Origin of the sequence: Massilia sp. TWR1-2-2 (genome assembly GCF_049897565.1) — a bacterium.
GTDB lineage: Bacteria > Pseudomonadota > Gammaproteobacteria > Burkholderiales > Burkholderiaceae_D > JAFCUW01.
In genome coordinates, this window is the sequence record NZ_JAFCWM010000001.1 from 154,889 (window position 1) to 171,302 (window position 16,414).

Consider the following 16,414-nt stretch of genomic DNA (forward strand, 5'->3'; position numbering starts at 1 on the left):
ATTCGCCGCCGGGCGCCGCCGTCCCCGCATAACACGGGCTTTCTACCCTGAAATCCGGTAAAATGCGATGGTCGGAAAAGCTTCTGTCCTAGCAAACAGCTTCTCTCGCTTGATAAGGCGCTCGTCTGGGGATTGCTACAGCCCCACCGGAGCGCTTTTTTCATGGCGCCGGCACTGCCCGCGCCGCGAGCCCCGACGCCATCGTCGCCTTTTTCATCTTGGTCTTGAATTTGTTAATGAACAACATACGTAACTTCTCCATCATCGCCCACATCGACCACGGCAAATCGACGCTGGCCGACCGTATCATCCAGATCTGCGGCGGCCTGTCGGACCGCGACATGGAAGCCCAGGTACTCGATTCGATGGACCTGGAGCGCGAACGCGGCATTACCATCAAGGCCCAGACCGCCGCGCTGCACTACAAGGCGCGCGACGGCCAGGTCTACAACCTGAACCTGATCGATACCCCCGGCCACGTCGACTTCAGCTATGAAGTGTCGCGCTCGCTGTCGGCCTGCGAAGGCGCGCTGCTGGTGGTCGACGCCTCCCAGGGCGTCGAAGCGCAGACCGTGGCGAACTGCTATACCGCGCTCGACCTCGGCGTCGAAGTGGTGCCGGTGTTGAACAAGATCGACCTGCCGCACGCCGATCCAGCCAATGCGATCAAGGAAATCGAAGACGTCATCGGCATTGACGCCACCGACGCGGTGCAATGCTCGGCCAAGAGCGGGCTCGGCGTTGAAGACGTGATCGAGTCGCTGATCGCCAAGGTACCGCCGCCGAAGGGCGACAAGAATGCGCCGCTGCAGGCGCTGATCGTCGACTCGTGGTTCGACAATTATGTCGGCGTGGTGATGCTGGTGCGCGTGATGAACGGCACCCTGAAACCGAAGGAAAAGATCCTCTTGATGGCATCCGATTCGACCCAGCTGGTCGAAAGCGTCGGCGTATTCAGCCCGCGTTCGCAGTCGCTGCCGGAGCTCTCCGCCGGCCAGGTCGGCTTCGTCATCGCCGGCATCAAGGAACTGAAGGCCGCCAAAGTGGGCGACACCGTCACCCACGCCGCCAAGCCGGCGGCAGCGCCGTTGCCAGGCTTTAAGGAAGTGCAACCACAAGTGTTCGCCGGCCTGTTTCCGGTCGAGGCGAACCAGTACGACGCGCTGCGCGACTCGCTCGAAAAGCTCAAGCTGAACGACGCCGCCTTGATGTACGAGCCGGAAGTTTCGCAGGCGCTCGGCTTCGGCTTCCGCTGCGGCTTCCTTGGCCTGTTGCACATGGAGATCGTGCAGGAACGTCTCGAGCGCGAGTTCGACATGGACCTGATCACCACCGCGCCGACCGTCGTCTACGAAGTCGAAATGCGCGACGGCAGCATCGTCAAGGTCGACAACCCGTCGAAGATGCCGGAAACGACCAAGATCCTCGAAGTGCGCGAGCCGATCGTCACGGTCAACCTTTACATGCCGCAAGAATATGTCGGCTCGGTCATCACGCTGTGCGTGGGCAAGCGCGGCGTGCAGCTCGACATGAGCTACCACGGCCGCCAGGTCAAGCTGGTGTACGAAATGCCGATGGCCGAAATCGTCCTCGACTTCTTCGACAAGCTCAAGTCGACGTCGCGCGGCTACGCCTCGATGGACTACGAGTTCAAGGAATACCGTTCGGCCGACGTGGTCAAGGTCGACATGCTGATCAACAGCGAAAAAGTCGACGCGCTGGCCATCATCGTGCACCGCGCCAACGCGACCTACCGCGGCCGCCAGGTCGCCGCCAAGATGCGCGAACTGATTCCGCGCCAGATGTTCGACGTCGCCATCCAGGCGGCGATCGGCGTCAACGTCATTTCGCGCGAAAACGTCAAGGCGCTGCGCAAGAACGTGCTGGCCAAGTGCTACGGCGGCGACATCAGCCGCAAGAAGAAGCTGCTCGAAAAGCAGAAGGCCGGCAAGAAACGCATGAAGCAGGTGGGCTCGGTGGAAATCCCGCAAGAGGCATTCCTGGCAATTTTACAAGTGGACGGTTAAATGAATCTGCAAGTCATCTTAGGAAATTTCGCATTGATCCTGTTCGTGGCGATGTGTGTCACGGGGGTAATCTGGTTCCTCGATATCTTCTACTTTGCCAAGCAGCGCCGCGCCGCCGCCGATGTTGCGTTGGCCGCCTTCGACGGCCGCAACGCCAAGCTGGCGGCCGAGGGCATCAAGACCGACAACACCAGCCGCCACGCGATCGAAGCGGCGCTGCTGCGCCAGCCGACATGGATCGAGTACTCGGGCAGCTTTTTCCCGGTCATCGCGCTGGTGTTTTTCCTGCGCTCGTTCCTGTACGAGCCGTTCAAGATTCCATCGTCGTCGATGGTGCCGACCCTCGTCATCGGCGACCTGATCCTGGTGAACAAATTCACCTACGGCATCCGGCTGCCGGTGTTGAACAAGAAAATCATTGACGTCGGCGATCCGCAGCGCGGCGACGTGATGGTGTTCAAGTATCCGAAGGACATGTCGCAGGATTACATCAAACGCGTCATCGGCGTGCCAGGTGATAAAATCACCTATGAAAACAAGCGCTTAACGGTCAACGACAAGCCGGTGACCTACACCGCCAAGGGCGACTACCTGGAAGACGAGGGCCTGGAATACCACCAGCTGTTTGATGAAAATTTAGCAAACGTGCAACATCAAATTCTGAATAACAAGAATAAACGTACCATCGATCTGGGCCAGGTAGACAATTTCCCGAACCGTGAAGCGTGTGTTTATTCCTACGAGAAATTTACCTGTATCGTACCGGAAGGCAATTACTTTATGATGGGCGATAACCGCGATAACAGCCTCGACAGCCGTTACTGGGGCTTTGTGCCCAACAAGAACATCGTCGGCAAGGCGTTTTTCGTGTGGATGAACCTGGGCAATTGGAAGCGCATCGGTGGCATACACTAAGTCTTGAAGGGATCCGCAATGCAAGAATCGAAACAGTTTTTCCCGCACGCTCAGCGCGGCGTGTCGCTCACCGGACTGATCTTCGTGATGGCGGTCATCGGCGTCGTCGCCGTGTTCGCCATGAAAGTGTTCCCGACCTTTCTGGAGTACAAGGCATCGAAAGACGGCATCGTTGCGGCCAAGGCGGCCGGCGGCACCGTCGTCGAGATGCAGCAAAGTTTCGACAAGAACGCCGATATCAACCGCATCGAAGCGATCACCGGCAAGGATCTGGTGATCACCAAGGACACCGGCGAAACCGAAATCAGCTTCGCCTATGAAAAACGCATCCCGATCGCCGGCAACGTGACCTTGCTGATCGACTACGCCGCCACCACCGCCAAGAATGGCGTGGTCGCGCCCAAGCCGGACACGGCAGCACGTTAATTGATGGAAGACCAACCGACATTTCGCCCATGAATCTTCAGTTATTGCAGTCTCGCTTAGCTTATACGTTCCGGGATGCTGGCCTGCTGCAGCAAGCCTTGACGCACCGTAGCCACAGCAGCTTGCATAACGAGCGCCTCGAGTTCCTCGGCGATTCGATCCTGAACTGCGTCGTTGCCTCGGTGCTCTATGAGCGCTTTGCCAGCATCGACGAGGGCGACCTGTCGCGCCTGCGCGCCAACCTGGTCAAGCAGCAGTCGCTGTACGAAATTGCCCAGAAGCTCGAACTGTCGCAGTTCCTGCGCCTCGGCGAAGGCGAGCTGAAGTCGGGCGGCTTTCGCCGGCCGTCGATCCTGGCCGACACGCTCGAAGCGCTGCTTGGCGCCATTTTCCTCGACGCCGGCTTCAATGCCGCGCGCGACGTCATCCGCGCCTTCTATATCCCGATTCTCGATTCGGTCGACCCGCGCACGCTCGGCAAGGATGCCAAGACCTTGCTGCAGGAATTTTTACAGAGTAAGAAAATCTCGCTGCCAACCTACAACGTGGTGGCGACCCATGGGGCGGCGCACAGCCAGGAATTCGAAATCGAATGCCTGGTGCCCAAGCTCGGCATCCAGGTCTACGGCCGCGGCGGCAGCCGCCGTGCCGGCGAGCAGGCCGCCGCCAAGCTGGCGCTCGAGGTGGCCGAACAGGCATTGCTGAAGACGCCGGCCGCGGCGCGCAAGGCCAAGCCGCGCGCCGCCCAGCTCAAACTGGCCGGCATCGCCACTATCCAGAGCGAGCACGGCGCCGAGCCGGCCGAAGTCATCATCGAAGCCAAGGCCGAACCAAAAACGGAAGCCAAAGCCCCCAAACAAACGCAATCAGAAACGAAGTCAGCATGAATACCTCCAGCAGCACCCCAGACAACTTCCGCTGTGGCTACATCGCCATCGTCGGCCGCCCGAACGTCGGCAAGTCGACGTTGATGAACGTGCTGATCGGCGCGAAAGTGTCGATCACGTCGCGCAAGGCGCAGACCACGCGCCACCGCATCACCGGCATCCAGACGGTCGACGACGCCCAGTTCATCTACGTCGACACGCCGGGCTTCCAGACCCGCCACAGCAACGCGCTCAACAAGACGCTCAACAAGACGGTGACGAACACGCTCATTTCGGCCGACGTCATCCTCTACCTGGTCGAGGCGGGCACCTTCGGGCCGGCCGACCAGCAAGTGGTCGACCTGTTGCCCAAAGAAGTGCCGGTGATCCTGGTGATCAACAAGTCGGACCGCGTCAAGGACAAGGCCGCGCTGATGCCGTTCGCGCAGGAAATCGCCGCCAAGCACAACTTCACCGCCATCGTGCCGGTCTCGGCCAAGCTGCGCTTCCAGGTCGACGCGCTGCAAGCAGAGATCAAGAAGTATCTGCCGGAAAACGCGCCGATCTTCGGGCCGGACGACATCACCGACCGCAGCGAGAAATTCCTCGCCGCCGAAATCGTCCGCGAGAAAGTGTTTCGCCTGGTCGGCGACGAGTTGCCTTACACCAGCACCGTGCTGATCGAGCAGTTCGAGCAGGAGGGCGACCTGCGCCGCATCTTCGCGGCGGTGCTGGTCGAACGCGACACCCACAAGTCTATGCTGATCGGTAACAAAGGCGCGCGCCTGAAGGAAATCTCGACCCAGTCGCGGCTCGACATGGAAAAGCTGTTCGGCGGCCCCGTGTACCTGGAAATCTGGATCAAGGTCAAGTCGGGCTGGGCCGACAACGAAGCCGGGCTGCGCGCCTACGGCTACGAATAGGGCGCCGTCGCGCCTGCCTGTGCGCATGGACACCCTCGACGCCGACCTCGACACTCCCGCACCGCCGGCAGCGCCGGCCAAGCGCAGCCGCGCCTTGCCGCGCGACCGCATCAACGGTCAGCCCGGCTTCGTGCTGCACAGCTACCCGTACAAAGAAACCAGCCTCATCGTCGACATGTTCACGCGCGACTTCGGCCGCATTGGCCTTGTCGCCAAGGGCGCCAAGCGGCCACTGTCGAAGCTGCGCGGCGTGCTGCAGACCTTCCAGCCGCTGTCGACCTCGTGGAGCGGACGCGCCGAACTGCGCACCCTGATCGACGCCGAATGGGTAGGCGGCATGCTGCCGCTCGAACGCACGGCGCTGCTGTGCGGCTTTTACCTCAACGAACTGCTGGTCAAGCTGATCGCGCGCGACGATCCGCATCCGGTGCTGTTTGATCAGTACGTGGCTACGCTGAACCAGCTGGCCCACAATGAACCTGCACAAATTGTCTTGAGAAAATTCGAACGGGCCTTACTTAAGGAGACAGGCGTGGCCGCTGATCTGGGCCGCTGCGCCGGTTCGGGCGATCCGGTCGAGCCGGGCGTCGTCTACGTTGTCGATCCCGAACGCGGTCCGCGCCCGGCGCGCGCTGCGGACAACTGGCCGGCGGTCGACGGCCAGACCCTGCTCGACATGGAGGCCGACGACTATGCCGACCCGCTGACCCAGCTGCAAAGCAAGCAGCTGATGCGCTTCCTGCTGGCGCACCAGCTGGGCGGCGCGCCGCTCAACACACGCCAGATCCTGATCGATTTGCTGCAGTTATAACCATCCAATCCACCAGGGCGACATCATGAGCTTCCTGCACCCATCCGGCCCGGTCATCGACCTGGGCGTCAACATCGACCACGTGGCGACGCTGCGCAATGCGCGCGGCACGACGTATCCCGATCCGCTGCGCGCGGCGCTCATCGCCGAGCAGGCCGGCGCCGACGTCATCACGCTGCACCTGCGCGAAGACCGCCGACACATCTTGGACGCCGACGTGATTGCGCTGCGAGAGCAGCTGATGACGCGCATGAACCTGGAAGCGGCAGTGACGCAGGAGATGATCGACTTCGCCTGCAGGATCGGTCCGCAGGATGTCTGCCTGGTGCCCGAGCGGCGCGCGGAAGTGACCACCGAAGGCGGCCTCGATGTGGTGCGCTACTACAAGCAGGTCCAAGCGGCCATCAGGCAGCTGCAAGGGGAGGGCATCCGCGTCAGCCTGTTCATCGACGCCGACGAGCAGCAGATCGCCGCAGCCGACGAACTTGGCGCGCCGGTCATCGAGCTGCACACCGGCCGCTACGCCGAAGCCGAAGGCGCCGACCTGGCGCACGAACTCGAACGCATCCGCGCCGGCGCCCGCTTCGGCGTGGCGCGCGGGCTGAAGGTCAACGCCGGCCACGGCCTGCACTACACCAACGTGCAGGCGATCGCCGCGCTGGAAGACATCGGAGAACTCAACATCGGCCACGCCATCGTCGCCCACGCGGTGTTTGCCGGCTTCGAGAACGCGGTGCGCGAGATGAAGGCGATCATGGTCGCCGCGCGTCTTGGCGTTACCCTGGGCCGCCGCGCATGATCTACGGGATCGGTACCGACATCGTGCAGATCTCGCGCATCGAAGGCGCGCTCGGTCGCAACGAGCGCTTCGCCGAAAAGATCCTCGGCCCCGAGGAGCTGGTCAAGTTTCATGCGCGCCGCGCCAGGAACGACGTACGCGGCCTGCGTTTTCTGGCCACCCGTTTTTCGGCCAAGGAAGCGTTTTCGAAGGCGATTGGCCTTGGCATGCGCATGCCGATGACGTGGCGCTCGGCGCAGATGCTCAACGCGCCCTCCGGCAAGCCGGTGATCGTGTGCAGTGGCGCGCTCGACGAATTCATGCGCGATAATAAGCTCAGCGCGCAGGTGACGATCAGCGACGAAGCCGACTACGGTGTCGCTTTCGTCATCGTCACCCAGGGCGCCTGAGCCATACAAGGTAGAGCAATGTCCGAAGCCATTTCCCCAGTTCCCGCCGCCAGCGCGCCCGATCCGCGCGCGCTGGTGCTGGCCACCGTCGCCAAGCTGCCCAACCTGCCGGGCGTGTACCGCTATTTCGACGCCAACGACGCCGTGCTCTACGTCGGCAAGGCGCGCGACCTGAAAAAGCGCGTCTCGAGCTACTTCCAGAAGAACCTGGCCAGCCCGCGCATTTCGATCATGGTCGAGCGCATCGCGCGGCTCGAAACCACCGTCACCAACAGCGAAGCCGAAGCGCTGATCCTGGAAAACAACCTGATCAAGGCGCTCAAGCCGCGCTTTAACATCCTGTTCCGCGACGATAAGTCATACCCGTACCTGAAGATCAGCGGGCAGGACGTGCCGCGCATGGCCTACTACCGCGGTGCGCTCGACAAGAAGAGCCAGTACTTCGGCCCGTTCCCGAGTGCGTGGGCGGTGAAGGAATCGATGCAGATCCTGCAGAAGGTGTTCATGCTGCGCACCTGCGAGGACAGCGTGTATTCGAACCGCACGCGTCCCTGCCTGCTGCACCAGATCGGCCGCTGCAGCGCGCCGTGCGTGGCCAACATCACCGCGGAAGACTATCGCATCGACGTCGAAAACGCCGGCAAATTCCTGCGCGGGCGCCAGACCGAAGTGATGGCCGACCTCGAGAAGAAGATGCATGGCTACGCCGAGCAGCTCAAGTTCGAGCAGGCCGCCGCGGTGCGCAACCAGATCCAGTCGCTGTCGAAAGTGCTGCACCAGCAAAGCATGGAGACGGCCGGCGACGCCGACGTCGACATCATCGCCGTGGTGGTGCAGGGCGGTAAAGCCTGCGTCAACCTGGCGATGGTGCGCGGCGGGCGCCACCTGGGCGACCGTGCCTATTTTCCGAGCCAGGTGATGGAAGCGATCGCCGAGGCGCCGATCGAAGTGGAGGTGCTGGCCGCCTTCCTGGCGCAGCACTACAGCGAAAAATTCATCCCCGGCACGCTGATCCTGAACATCGAGTTCGACCAGCCGGCCCTGATGATGGCGCTCACCGAGCAGTGCGGCCACCGCATCAACTTGATCTTCCAGCCGCAGGAGCCGCGCCGCCAGTGGCTCGAGATGGCGGTCAAGGGCGCCGAGTTGTCGCTGGCGCGCCTGCTGTCCGAGCAGGGCTCGCAGCAGTCGCGCACCCGCGCGCTGGCCGAGGCGCTGACGCTCGACCTCGACGACCTCGACGCCCTGCGCGTTGAGTGCTTCGACATCAGCCACACGATGGGCGAAGCGACCCAGGCCTCGTGCGTGGTGTTCCATCACCACGCGATGCAAAACAGCGAGTACCGGCGCTACAACATCAACGGCATCACGCCGGGCGACGATTACGCGGCGATGCGCCAGGTGCTGATGCGCCGCTACGAAAAGGTCGTCAACAACGAGGGCGTCATGCCCGACGTGGTGCTGATCGACGGCGGCAAGGGCCAGATCGAAATGGCGCGCCAGGTATTCGCCGAACTGGGGCTCGACATCAGCCTGATCGTCGGCGTGGCGAAGGGCGAAGCGCGGCGCGTGGGCCTGGAGACGCTGCTGTTCGTCGACGGCCGCGCGGCGCAGGAACTGGGCAAGGACTCGGCGGCGCTGATGCTGGTGGCCCTGATCCGCGACGAGGCGCACCGCTTCGCCATCACCGGCATGCGCGCCAAGCGCGCCAAGGCGCGCCAGACGTCGCAGCTGGAGGAGATCGAGGGCATCGGCGCCAAACGGCGCCAGCGCCTGCTGGCGCGCTTTGGCGGCCTGCGTGGCGTGGCCAGTGCAAGCGTCGAAGACCTGAAGTCGGTCGAGGGCATCTCCACCTCGCTGGCCGAAGAAATCTACAAGCAACTGCATTGAGGCGCGCTACAGAAATCGCATCGGTAAATACGCGCAGCAAGCTGTTGACGTCGTTCCCGGGCAGGCGCCAATCCACGCCGAGTGCTCTTTTGCTTCAACCTAACTGGTCTATTAAGCAATAGCGCGGTAGACTAGCGGCGCACCCATTTCTAACAGTAACCAGCTCACGCGCCCTATGCCTTTTAACATCCCGATTCTCCTGACCTGGTTACGCGTTGCACTGATCCCGCTTGTGGTCGGCGTCTATTACCTGCCGCTGCACTGGCTGCCGCGCTCCGACCAGGACCTGGCCGCCACGATCGTGTTCATCGTCGCCGCCATCACCGACTGGTTCGACGGCTTCCTGGCGCGGCGCTGGAACCAGACCTCGGCGTTCGGCGCCTTCCTCGACCCGGTGGCCGACAAGCTGATGGTGACCGGCGCGCTGCTGGTGCTGGTGCACCTGGACCGGGTCGACCACTTCATCGCCTTCATCATCATCGGCCGCGAGATCGCCATTTCGGCGCTGCGCGAATGGATGGCGCAACTGGGCGCCTCGCGCTCGGTGGCGGTCAGTTCGCTCGGCAAGATCAAGACGGCGGCGCAGATGACGGCGATCCCGATGCTGCTGTTTCACGACGTGCTGTTCGGCATCGTCGACACCCAGCTGCTGGGCGAAGCGTTCCTGTACATCGCCGCGATCCTGACGGTGTGGTCGATGTTTTATTACATGCGGCGCGCGTGGCCGCTGATCAAGGAAAAGGCCGGCGCATTCGATTGATGAATCGACAGCGCGTTGCCTTGACAACCGGTCAGGATGATCTATAATGCCTGCCTGTTGTGACACGATGCGGGAGTAGCTCAGTTGGTAGAGCGCAACCTTGCCAAGGTTGAGGTCGAGAGTTCGAGACTCTTCTCCCGCTCCAGAAATGGACAAATCGTCGTCAGGTTGTCCTTGAAAATGAGCACCTTTTCTGCGATAATCGTTGTCTTGTAAATGCGGGAGTAGCTCAGTTGGTAGAGCGCAACCTTGCCAAGGTTGAGGTCGAGAGTTCGAGACTCTTCTCCCGCTCCAGTGCTTCACTGGAGCTTGCAGTGGTAGTAAAATGTATGGCTCCAATGCGGGAGTAGCTCAGTTGGTAGAGCGCAACCTTGCCAAGGTTGAGGTCGAGAGTTCGAGACTCTTCTCCCGCTCCAGAATTCTAAAAGGGAAGCCTGGCTTCCCTTTTTTGATGCAGCGCCCAGTCGGGTCGCAGCGCAATCAGTACCCTCTGGCGAGGTAGCAAAGAGGTTATGCAGCGGCCTGCAAAGCCGTTTAGACGGGTTCGATTCCCGTCCTCGCCTCCATAAATTCAAGGACTTAGCTCACTCTGGGCTAGTTCGAACGAGATTCCAACCTTCCGAACCGTGAGGTTGGCCTCCTCCGAAACGGCTAACTGGCCGTTTGACATTCCGCCGTCTAATACTACGAAGAATCATGGCGTCCATCAAAAGCTTTCCCGGGTTCATTTCAGCTCAGCGTTAAGAATCGGCACTTGCCGAAAACGTTTGTGGGCGACGTCCGACTCCTTCGAACAGGCTGATGCATATGGAAAACAGCTGGTCAGTGTCCTTGACTGGCATAGCTTCCGACGCACACCTATTTAGCGAAACCGGCAAACAGCGTCATGTAAGTAGCGTCGAAGCTGGCGAGCGCTCTGCGCGCCTCGGCATCGGGATTGCCATACACGACGAGCGAAGCGATCGTCACCATCGACAGGAAGCGTTCGGCATAACCGCCGAAGGTCTGCTCGTCGGCACTGATCTGTACTGGTAGGCGAAAGTCCCAGGCTCCTTGAGCGAGGCGGCGACAATTTCCGTTACCAGCCCGCGAAACGCGGGCAACCGGCCCGGCTTGACGTTCAGCGTAAACACCCAGTACAGATCGTCAACCATACAATTTCCCCGCTCCCGCCCAGTCTGCTGGGGCGACGTCCTCGAAGATGACGTAGATGTAGGCGGGGTCGGTGCCGGTGTTCTTGACGATGCTTTCGGTAATTTCTTTGGCAACTGCTTGTTTGGCGACGGCGTCTTTGCCTTCAAACCAGGTAACGCGAACGACGGGCATGGTGTGCTCCTTGAAGTTAAGTTCATGACGCGGGTGTTACCAGGCGATGACGTTGTCCTGGAAGGCGACAAAAGCGGCTCCGGTGTTGCCCGCGTGCTTGGCGATCGTGACGGCCAGGCCGGCGCAGCGCACGCTCATCTCGACCGGCGCGTCGGGGCCGCCCATGTCGGTCTTGACCCAGCCCGGCATCAGCGCCAGGATCGAGCGCTCACCGCCGGCGCGCGCGGCATAGCTGCGCAGCAGCATGTTAAGCGCGGCCTTGCTGGCGCGGTAGGTCTCGTAGCCGCCGGTAGTGTTGTCCGAGATACTGCCCAAGGCCGACGTCATGGCGGCCAGCGAGCCATTGCCGCGCACGTGCTGCGCGAGATGTTCGAGCGCGCGCATCGGGCTCGGGGCGTTTGTCACCATCCGTTGGTAAAACTCGTCGGTGCTGATCTGGCCGATGGTCTGTGCCGGGTCGTCGCTGACGCCGGCGACGACGAACAGCAGGTCCAGTTGTGACATCCAGTTGCGCCAGGTGCCTGTCCGAGCGCACCGAGCGCGGCGCCCGTATTGCGCGCTTCTCGGCGGACCTGAAGGAATTCGGTGAACACCTCGGCGTGAAGAAGGCGCACTACGTGGGCTGGTCGATGGGCGCAGCCGTGCTGTGGGGCTACATCGACCTGTTCGGCACGAAGGGCATCAACAAGCTGGTGTTGATCGACGAACCGCCCTCTATTTACAGGCATGCCGACTGGTCCGAAAAAGAAAGACTGGACGCCGGCGGCATGACCAGCTCGCCCGAGCGCATGGTCGAGGCCTTCACCACTGGCAAGCCGGTCAGCTCGCTGGCCGCCGATGCGCTCGAGTCCGCACGGCGCAATTTGTCGCTGTGATGGCGCAGGAGGTCGGCGCCGGACAGGTGCACTGCGGCTGATGACGACCGGCAGCGCCTGGACCAGCGATGCCGGGTGAGGATGCAGTGTCGCACCTTCGCGAGTCATGCGTTACTGCTTGAGCGCCTCGACCTGGATGGCCAGCTTCACCTCGGGATTGAATCCCATCTGGGTACCATAGCTGATGCCGAAATCGCTGCGATTGAAGGTGGCTACAGCGTTGGCGCCGCAGACTTCACGCTTGAACATCGGGTGCTCCATGCACTTGAACTGGCTGAGCACTAGCTTGACTGGATTGGTCACCCCATGCAGCGTCAGGTCACCACTCACCACGGCAGGCTTGTCGCCCTTGAATTTGATCGAACGCGACTTATACACGGCGTGCGGGTACTTGGCGACGTCGAACATCTCCGCGCTCATCGCGTGTTCGTTCAGCTTGGCGTGGCCGAAGTCGATGCTGGCGGTGTCGATCGTGATGTCGACCGTTCCCGTTTTGGCCGCGCGATCGAGCGCGATGCTGCCGCTGGTCTGGGTGAACTTGCCGCGCCAGATCGACATGCCGCCAAGGTGGTCGGCCTAGAAGCTCGGGTAGGTGTGGTCCGGCTCGATCGTATAGGTGTCGGCGGCGAAACTGGTTGAGGCGGCGCCTGCGGCAAGCAGAACGGCAAGGAGGTGGCGGTAGTTCATAAAATGGATTCCTGTCGTGTGAAATGTATCCTGCCGGTGGGGCAAAAGTTTAGGTCAATTCTGTGCTTGGCCTTCTAGCCTCAGCGACAGAGCTCACAGTAGGCTTATTCTTCGGCGAAATAAATGGCGTACTATATGACTTACTGTTCCTTAAATTGAGATAATGGATAAGTTCCAACAAATGAAAGTCTTCACGGCCGTGGTCGAGGCCGGTAGCTTCACCGGCGCTGCGGACGTGCTCGACATGTCCAAGGCCGCCGTGTCGCGCTACGTCGGCGAGCTCGAGGAGCGGCTCGGCACCCGGCTGTTGCACCGGACGACGCGCAAGCTCTCGCGCACCACCGAAGGCGAGATCTTCTACGAACGCTGTCGCGAGTTGCTGGCCAATGTCGACGAGGCAGAAGCTGAAATCACCGCGCGCCATGGCGAAGCGTCCGGCTTGCTGAAAGTGAACGTCCCGGTGACCTTCGGCCTGATGCACCTGGCACAGTTGTGGCCCGAATTGCTCGCCCGCCATCAAAAGCTGGCGCTCGACATCACGCTGTCGGATCGGGTCGCCGACCTGGTGGAAGAGGGGTTCGACTTGGCAGTGCGTATCGGACAGATGCCGTCGTCTTCGCTGATCGGCCGCAAGCTCGCTTCGACGCGGATGGTGGTGTGCGCGGCGCCGGCTTATCTGGAGCGCCGCGGTACGCCGTTGCAGCCGCAGGACTTGCTGACGCACGACGTCATTTCATACACGCTGTTTTCGACCGGCGAAAACTGGACTTTTGCCGGCCCGGACGGCAACGTGTCGGTGAGGGTCAATCCGAGGGTACGCACCAACAGCGGCGACACCTGCCGCGCTGCCGCGCTGCAGCAACAGGGAGTGATCCTGCAGCCGACTTTCATGGTGGGACCAGATCTCGCGTCCGGGGCGCTGCGTGAAATCATGCCCGATTATCGCTCGGTCGAGCTGGGGGTATATGCTGTTTATCCATCGCGCAAGTTCGTCACGCCCAAGCTGCGCGTAGTGATCGACTTCCTGGTGGAGGCCTTCGCCCATCCCGTGTGGGTCGGCTGATCAGGTCCTGGCACCGTGCGGTTGCTGATTTGGGAACCAGCCAGCGCGGCACCCGGTCCGCCCCTTCGGCGTACTTGCCGAACGCGCGTTGGATTAAATGCAGCTTTGTCGATTTTGTGGTCGCGACATTTGGCGCCGGCTCAAACAACTAAACCGCAAGCGCGGCGACCATAAAGTCGACGAAGGTCCTTACTTTGGCGGACAGGTGTTTGCGGCTCGGGTAAACAGCGTACACCCCCAGTTCTGCCGACTGCCACTCCGGCAGCAAACGCACCAGCCTGCCAGCGTCGATGTCTTCGCCGACGATGAAGTGAGGCTGGAAAATGATACCGGCGCCGCTTTGCGCCGCCAGACGGATGATGTCGCCGTTGTCTGCCCGTATGGGGCCGGCAATGGCGACCGTTGCCGGCCCTTGCGGGCCTTCCATGCGCCACTCGGCGCCGCTGCCCGTCAGCGTATAGCCGAGGCACGCGTGCTGGGCCAGTTCCGCCGGCGTCTGCGGCGCACCGTGCCGGGCCAGGTACGCGGGCGCGGCGCAGACGATGCTGTGCACGCCACCGATTTTTCTTGCGATCATGTCGGACTGCGGCATTGCGCCGATCCTGATCGCCAGGTCGAAACCTTCGTCGACCAGGTCGACCTTGCGGTCGCTCAGCGAAATGTCCAGCTGCACCTGGGGGTACGCCTGCGTATACGCGCCGATGATGGCGGCCAGCCGATGCTGCCCATACGATAGCGGTATCGTCACCCTGAGCACGCCTTGCGGCGTGCGCGTCATCTGGCCGGCAATCTGTTCGGCCTCCTCGACATCGCTGATGATCTGGGTACTGCGCTCATAGAACGCACGGCCGGTTTCAGTCAGGCTAAGCCGGCGCGTGGTGCGGTTCATCAGGCGCGTGCCCAGATGCTCCTCCAGCTTCTGGATCTGTTTCGACACCATTGCGCGCGAGATGTCGAGCTTGTTGGCCGCTGCAGCGAAACTTCCGCCTTCGACTACCGCCATGTACATTTTCATCGATCCGAACAAATCCATAACTGCCATTGTCAATTAAATGGAAATAGTCTAGTCCTCCAACACACCTTTATCAACGATTTAAATCTATATACCATGGTTGCATCTTCACAGGAGGTGCACCATGTCCCCGTTACCAACCATCTTTGTTTCGCACGGATCGCCAATGCTGGCGCTGCAGGACAGTCCTGCACGGCGCTTTCTCCAGGATCTTGGCCGCAGCTTGCCCCGGCCAAAGGCGATCGTTGTCGTCTCCGCCCACTGGGAGACCGCGGGCAGTCCGGCCGTGTCGCTTGCCGCCCAGCCCGAAACGATCCATGACTTTGGCGGATTTCCGCAGGACCTGTTCGCAATCCGCTACCCGGCTGCCGGGGCGCCAGAACTGGCCGAGCAAGCGGCGTCGTTGTTCGAAGCCGCCGGTATCGCGGTGGGGCGCAGCGCCCAACGCGGCCTGGACCACGGCGCGTGGGTTCCGCTCAGCCTGATGTATCCGGACGCCAATGTGCCGGTAATGCAAATCTCGCTGGTGCGCGGCGCCGATCCGGCGGCCCATGAAACGCTCGGAAGCGCCTTGTCGCAGTTGCGCCATGAAGGCGTGCTGGTGATCGGCTCCGGGTCGCTGACGCATAACTTGTACGAGTTCCGTGGGCAGCCGGTCGACGCGCCCGCGCCTTACTGGGTGACCGAGTTCGAGCTCTGGATGCGTGAGCAGCTGGAGGCAAGCGACGGCGCGGCATTGCTGGACTATCGCAAGAGGGCGCCATCGGCCGTAAAGAATCATCCAAGCGAGGAGCACCTGTTGCCGCTGTTTGTGGCGATGGGCGCGGCTGGCGCCGGCGCGAAGGCACAACTTCTGCATTCAAGTGTCGAGCACGGCGTGCTGGCAATGGACGCGTACGCATTCAATTAACGAAAGGACTGAAATGACTGGCACATTGAATGACACACGGGTCGAATCCGGGTCCGGTTTGGTTTATCGGATCCAAGCCGCCCCAACCGGGCAGGGCAAAGCGCCGTGCCTGATCTTGCTGCACGGCGTGGGCGCCAACGAGGCAGGTTGTATCGACCTCGCGCGGCAGATGCATCCGCAGCTGACTGTGGTGCTGGTGCGCGGCCCGCTGGAGTTCGGGCCGATGCAGTTCGGCTGGTTCCAGGTGAGCTTCACCCAGGACGGGCCGTCGATCAACGCCGCGCAGGCCGACCTTTCCCGCGCCAAGCTGATCCGTTTTATCGAGCAACTGCCGCAGGAGTATGACATCGATCCGGCGCGGATCTGGATTGCCGGTTTCAGCCAGGGCGGCATCATGCGCGCCAGCGTCGGGCTCACGGCGCCAGAAGACGTGGCCGGCTTCGGCATCTTGAGCGGGCGCATCTTGCCGGAAGTGCTGCCGGCGGTGAAGGCGGGACCGTCGCTTGGCAAGGTCCATGCTTTCGTCAGTCACGGCGTGCAGGACCAGAAGCTGGGTATTCATTTTGCCCGGCATGCAAAGCAGGTGCTCGAGGGCTTCGGTGTGCCGTTGCAGTATCGGGAGTACGAGGCCGGCCATTCACTGGATCTGGCGATGACAGGCGATTTCAAACAATGGCTGGGCGGTCAACTCGACCAGTCCGACGCTTCCCATACTTAATTCAACAGAAAGAAAAA

At 61.7% G+C, this 16,414-nt stretch carries 17 protein-coding genes, 4 tRNA genes and 1 pseudogene; 18 read left to right on the top strand and 4 right to left on the bottom strand.

Translation table 11 applies throughout. The features are described 5' to 3' along the window. Positions 1 to 236: 236 nt before the first annotated feature. The 14 genes from lepA (at position 237) to ACP7DD_RS00860 (ending at position 10,372) form a co-directional block, all read left to right on the top strand. On the top strand, positions 237 to 2,027 hold the full coding sequence (lepA, locus tag ACP7DD_RS00795) for a translation elongation factor 4 (protein WP_426172779.1): 1,791 nt from the start codon (positions 237 to 239) through the stop codon (positions 2,025 to 2,027). Next, positions 2,028 to 2,942 (top strand): signal peptidase I, encoded by a 915-nt coding sequence (gene lepB / locus ACP7DD_RS00800; RefSeq protein WP_426172780.1) that lies wholly within the window; start codon positions 2,028 to 2,030, stop codon positions 2,940 to 2,942. An 18-nt stretch (positions 2,943 to 2,960) separates the two neighbouring features. Beyond that, positions 2,961 to 3,368: a DUF4845 domain-containing protein gene (locus ACP7DD_RS00805; RefSeq protein WP_426172781.1), complete on the top strand. Its 408-nt coding sequence runs from the start codon at positions 2,961 to 2,963 to the stop codon at positions 3,366 to 3,368. A gap of 29 nt (positions 3,369 to 3,397) precedes the next feature. Beyond that, the gene (gene rnc, locus ACP7DD_RS00810) at positions 3,398 to 4,255 is read left to right on the top strand and encodes a ribonuclease III (RefSeq protein ID WP_426172782.1); all 858 of its coding nucleotides are present in this window, start codon (positions 3,398 to 3,400) and stop codon (positions 4,253 to 4,255) included. Then, the gene (gene era / locus ACP7DD_RS00815) at positions 4,252 to 5,157 is read left to right on the top strand and encodes a GTPase Era (protein ID WP_426172783.1); all 906 of its coding nucleotides are present in this window, start codon (positions 4,252 to 4,254) and stop codon (positions 5,155 to 5,157) included. Before rnc ends, era begins: the two co-directional genes overlap by 4 nt. Positions 5,158 to 5,182: 25 nt before the next feature. Next, positions 5,183 to 5,968, top strand: a complete 786-nt coding sequence (recO, locus tag ACP7DD_RS00820; protein ID WP_426172784.1) for a DNA repair protein RecO — start codon at positions 5,183 to 5,185, stop codon at positions 5,966 to 5,968. Between the two features lie 25 nt (positions 5,969 to 5,993). Further along, entirely contained in the window at positions 5,994 to 6,767 is a 774-nt protein-coding gene (gene pdxJ / locus ACP7DD_RS00825; protein ID WP_426172785.1) for a pyridoxine 5'-phosphate synthase, read from the top strand. After that, positions 6,764 to 7,156: a holo-ACP synthase gene (gene acpS / locus ACP7DD_RS00830; RefSeq protein WP_426172786.1), complete on the top strand. Its 393-nt coding sequence runs from the start codon at positions 6,764 to 6,766 to the stop codon at positions 7,154 to 7,156. Before pdxJ ends, acpS begins: the two co-directional genes overlap by 4 nt. An 18-nt stretch (positions 7,157 to 7,174) precedes the next feature. Then, positions 7,175 to 9,046 carry an excinuclease ABC subunit UvrC gene (gene uvrC, locus ACP7DD_RS00835; protein ID WP_426172787.1) on the top strand — a complete coding sequence of 624 codons (1,872 nt, stop codon included), beginning with the start codon at positions 7,175 to 7,177 and terminating at the stop codon, positions 9,044 to 9,046. 175 nt (positions 9,047 to 9,221) lie between these two features. Further along, complete coding sequence (gene pgsA / locus ACP7DD_RS00840) at positions 9,222 to 9,806, top strand: CDP-diacylglycerol--glycerol-3-phosphate 3-phosphatidyltransferase (RefSeq protein WP_426172789.1); 585 nt, start codon at positions 9,222 to 9,224, stop codon at positions 9,804 to 9,806. Between the two features lie 69 nt (positions 9,807 to 9,875). Beyond that, positions 9,876 to 9,951: transfer RNA gene (locus ACP7DD_RS00845), tRNA-Gly, on the top strand. A gap of 73 nt (positions 9,952 to 10,024) precedes the next feature. Further along, positions 10,025 to 10,100, top strand: a tRNA-Gly gene (locus ACP7DD_RS00850). A 46-nt stretch (positions 10,101 to 10,146) separates the two neighbouring features. Further along, positions 10,147 to 10,222: transfer RNA gene (locus ACP7DD_RS00855), tRNA-Gly, on the top strand. 76 nt (positions 10,223 to 10,298) lie between these two features. Further along, a tRNA-Cys gene (locus ACP7DD_RS00860) sits at positions 10,299 to 10,372 on the top strand. A gap of 580 nt (positions 10,373 to 10,952) precedes the next feature. On the opposite strand, the gene ACP7DD_RS00865 is transcribed toward ACP7DD_RS00860, so the two are convergent. After that, positions 10,953 to 11,132 (bottom strand): tautomerase family protein, encoded by a 180-nt coding sequence (locus ACP7DD_RS00865; RefSeq protein WP_426172790.1) that lies wholly within the window; start codon positions 11,130 to 11,132, stop codon positions 10,953 to 10,955. A 36-nt stretch (positions 11,133 to 11,168) separates the two neighbouring features. Continuing rightward, positions 11,169 to 11,636 (bottom strand): SDR family oxidoreductase, encoded by a 468-nt coding sequence (locus ACP7DD_RS00870; RefSeq protein WP_426172791.1) that lies wholly within the window; start codon positions 11,634 to 11,636, stop codon positions 11,169 to 11,171. Between ACP7DD_RS00870 and ACP7DD_RS00875 the strand changes: the two genes are divergently transcribed. After that, a complete protein-coding gene (locus tag ACP7DD_RS00875) occupies positions 11,630 to 12,007 on the top strand; it encodes an alpha/beta fold hydrolase (protein WP_426172792.1) in 378 nt (125 codons plus the stop codon). The two genes, ACP7DD_RS00870 and ACP7DD_RS00875, sit on opposite strands and share 7 nt — an antisense overlap. A 111-nt stretch (positions 12,008 to 12,118) precedes the next feature. Here ACP7DD_RS00875 and ACP7DD_RS00880 read toward each other — a convergent pair. After that, positions 12,119 to 12,694 (bottom strand): annotated as a pseudogene (locus ACP7DD_RS00880) (YceI family protein). A gap of 181 nt (positions 12,695 to 12,875) precedes the next feature. Between ACP7DD_RS00880 and ACP7DD_RS00885 the strand changes: the two are divergent. Further along, positions 12,876 to 13,757, top strand: coding sequence for a LysR family transcriptional regulator (locus ACP7DD_RS00885; RefSeq protein ID WP_426172793.1), 882 nt, complete (start codon positions 12,876 to 12,878; stop codon positions 13,755 to 13,757). 148 nt (positions 13,758 to 13,905) lie between these two features. Here the strand turns inward: ACP7DD_RS00885 and ACP7DD_RS00890 are convergent, their stop codons facing one another. Next, the gene (locus ACP7DD_RS00890; protein WP_426172794.1) at positions 13,906 to 14,760 is read right to left on the bottom strand and encodes a LysR family transcriptional regulator; all 855 of its coding nucleotides are present in this window, start codon (positions 14,758 to 14,760) and stop codon (positions 13,906 to 13,908) included. 133 nt (positions 14,761 to 14,893) lie between these two features. Between ACP7DD_RS00890 and ACP7DD_RS00895 the strand changes: the two genes are divergently transcribed. After that, positions 14,894 to 15,679, top strand: a complete 786-nt coding sequence (locus tag ACP7DD_RS00895; RefSeq protein WP_426172796.1) for a dioxygenase — start codon at positions 14,894 to 14,896, stop codon at positions 15,677 to 15,679. 13 nt (positions 15,680 to 15,692) lie between these two features. Next, positions 15,693 to 16,397, top strand: a complete 705-nt coding sequence (locus ACP7DD_RS00900; protein WP_426172797.1) for an alpha/beta hydrolase — start codon at positions 15,693 to 15,695, stop codon at positions 16,395 to 16,397. The last annotated feature ends 17 nt before the right edge of the window (positions 16,398 to 16,414 follow it).

What these genes read in the sequence shown, in the direction of transcription:
- lepA (WP_426172779.1), top strand. Translation starts at nt 237, where the DNA reads ATGAACAACATACGTAACTTCTCCATCATCGCCCACATCGACCACGGC.
- lepB (WP_426172780.1), top strand. Translation starts at nt 2,028, where the DNA reads ATGAATCTGCAAGTCATCTTAGGAAATTTCGCATTGATCCTGTTCGTG.
- ACP7DD_RS00805 (WP_426172781.1), top strand. Translation starts at nt 2,961, where the DNA reads ATGCAAGAATCGAAACAGTTTTTCCCGCACGCTCAGCGCGGCGTGTCG.
- rnc (WP_426172782.1), top strand. Translation starts at nt 3,398, where the DNA reads ATGAATCTTCAGTTATTGCAGTCTCGCTTAGCTTATACGTTCCGGGAT.
- era (WP_426172783.1), top strand. Translation starts at nt 4,252, where the DNA reads ATGAATACCTCCAGCAGCACCCCAGACAACTTCCGCTGTGGCTACATC.
- recO (WP_426172784.1), top strand. Translation starts at nt 5,183, where the DNA reads ATGGACACCCTCGACGCCGACCTCGACACTCCCGCACCGCCGGCAGCG.
- pdxJ (WP_426172785.1), top strand. Translation starts at nt 5,994, where the DNA reads ATGAGCTTCCTGCACCCATCCGGCCCGGTCATCGACCTGGGCGTCAAC.
- acpS (WP_426172786.1), top strand. Translation starts at nt 6,764, where the DNA reads ATGATCTACGGGATCGGTACCGACATCGTGCAGATCTCGCGCATCGAA.
- uvrC (WP_426172787.1), top strand. Translation starts at nt 7,175, where the DNA reads ATGTCCGAAGCCATTTCCCCAGTTCCCGCCGCCAGCGCGCCCGATCCG.
- pgsA (WP_426172789.1), top strand. Translation starts at nt 9,222, where the DNA reads ATGCCTTTTAACATCCCGATTCTCCTGACCTGGTTACGCGTTGCACTG.
- ACP7DD_RS00865 (WP_426172790.1), bottom strand. Translation starts at nt 11,132, where the DNA reads ATGCCCGTCGTTCGCGTTACCTGGTTTGAAGGCAAAGACGCCGTCGCC.
- ACP7DD_RS00870 (WP_426172791.1), bottom strand. Translation starts at nt 11,636, where the DNA reads ATGTCACAACTGGACCTGCTGTTCGTCGTCGCCGGCGTCAGCGACGAC.
- ACP7DD_RS00885 (WP_426172793.1), top strand. Translation starts at nt 12,876, where the DNA reads ATGAAAGTCTTCACGGCCGTGGTCGAGGCCGGTAGCTTCACCGGCGCT.
- ACP7DD_RS00890 (WP_426172794.1), bottom strand. Translation starts at nt 14,760, where the DNA reads ATGGCGGTAGTCGAAGGCGGAAGTTTCGCTGCAGCGGCCAACAAGCTC.
- ACP7DD_RS00895 (WP_426172796.1), top strand. Translation starts at nt 14,894, where the DNA reads ATGTCCCCGTTACCAACCATCTTTGTTTCGCACGGATCGCCAATGCTG.
- ACP7DD_RS00900 (WP_426172797.1), top strand. Translation starts at nt 15,693, where the DNA reads ATGACTGGCACATTGAATGACACACGGGTCGAATCCGGGTCCGGTTTG.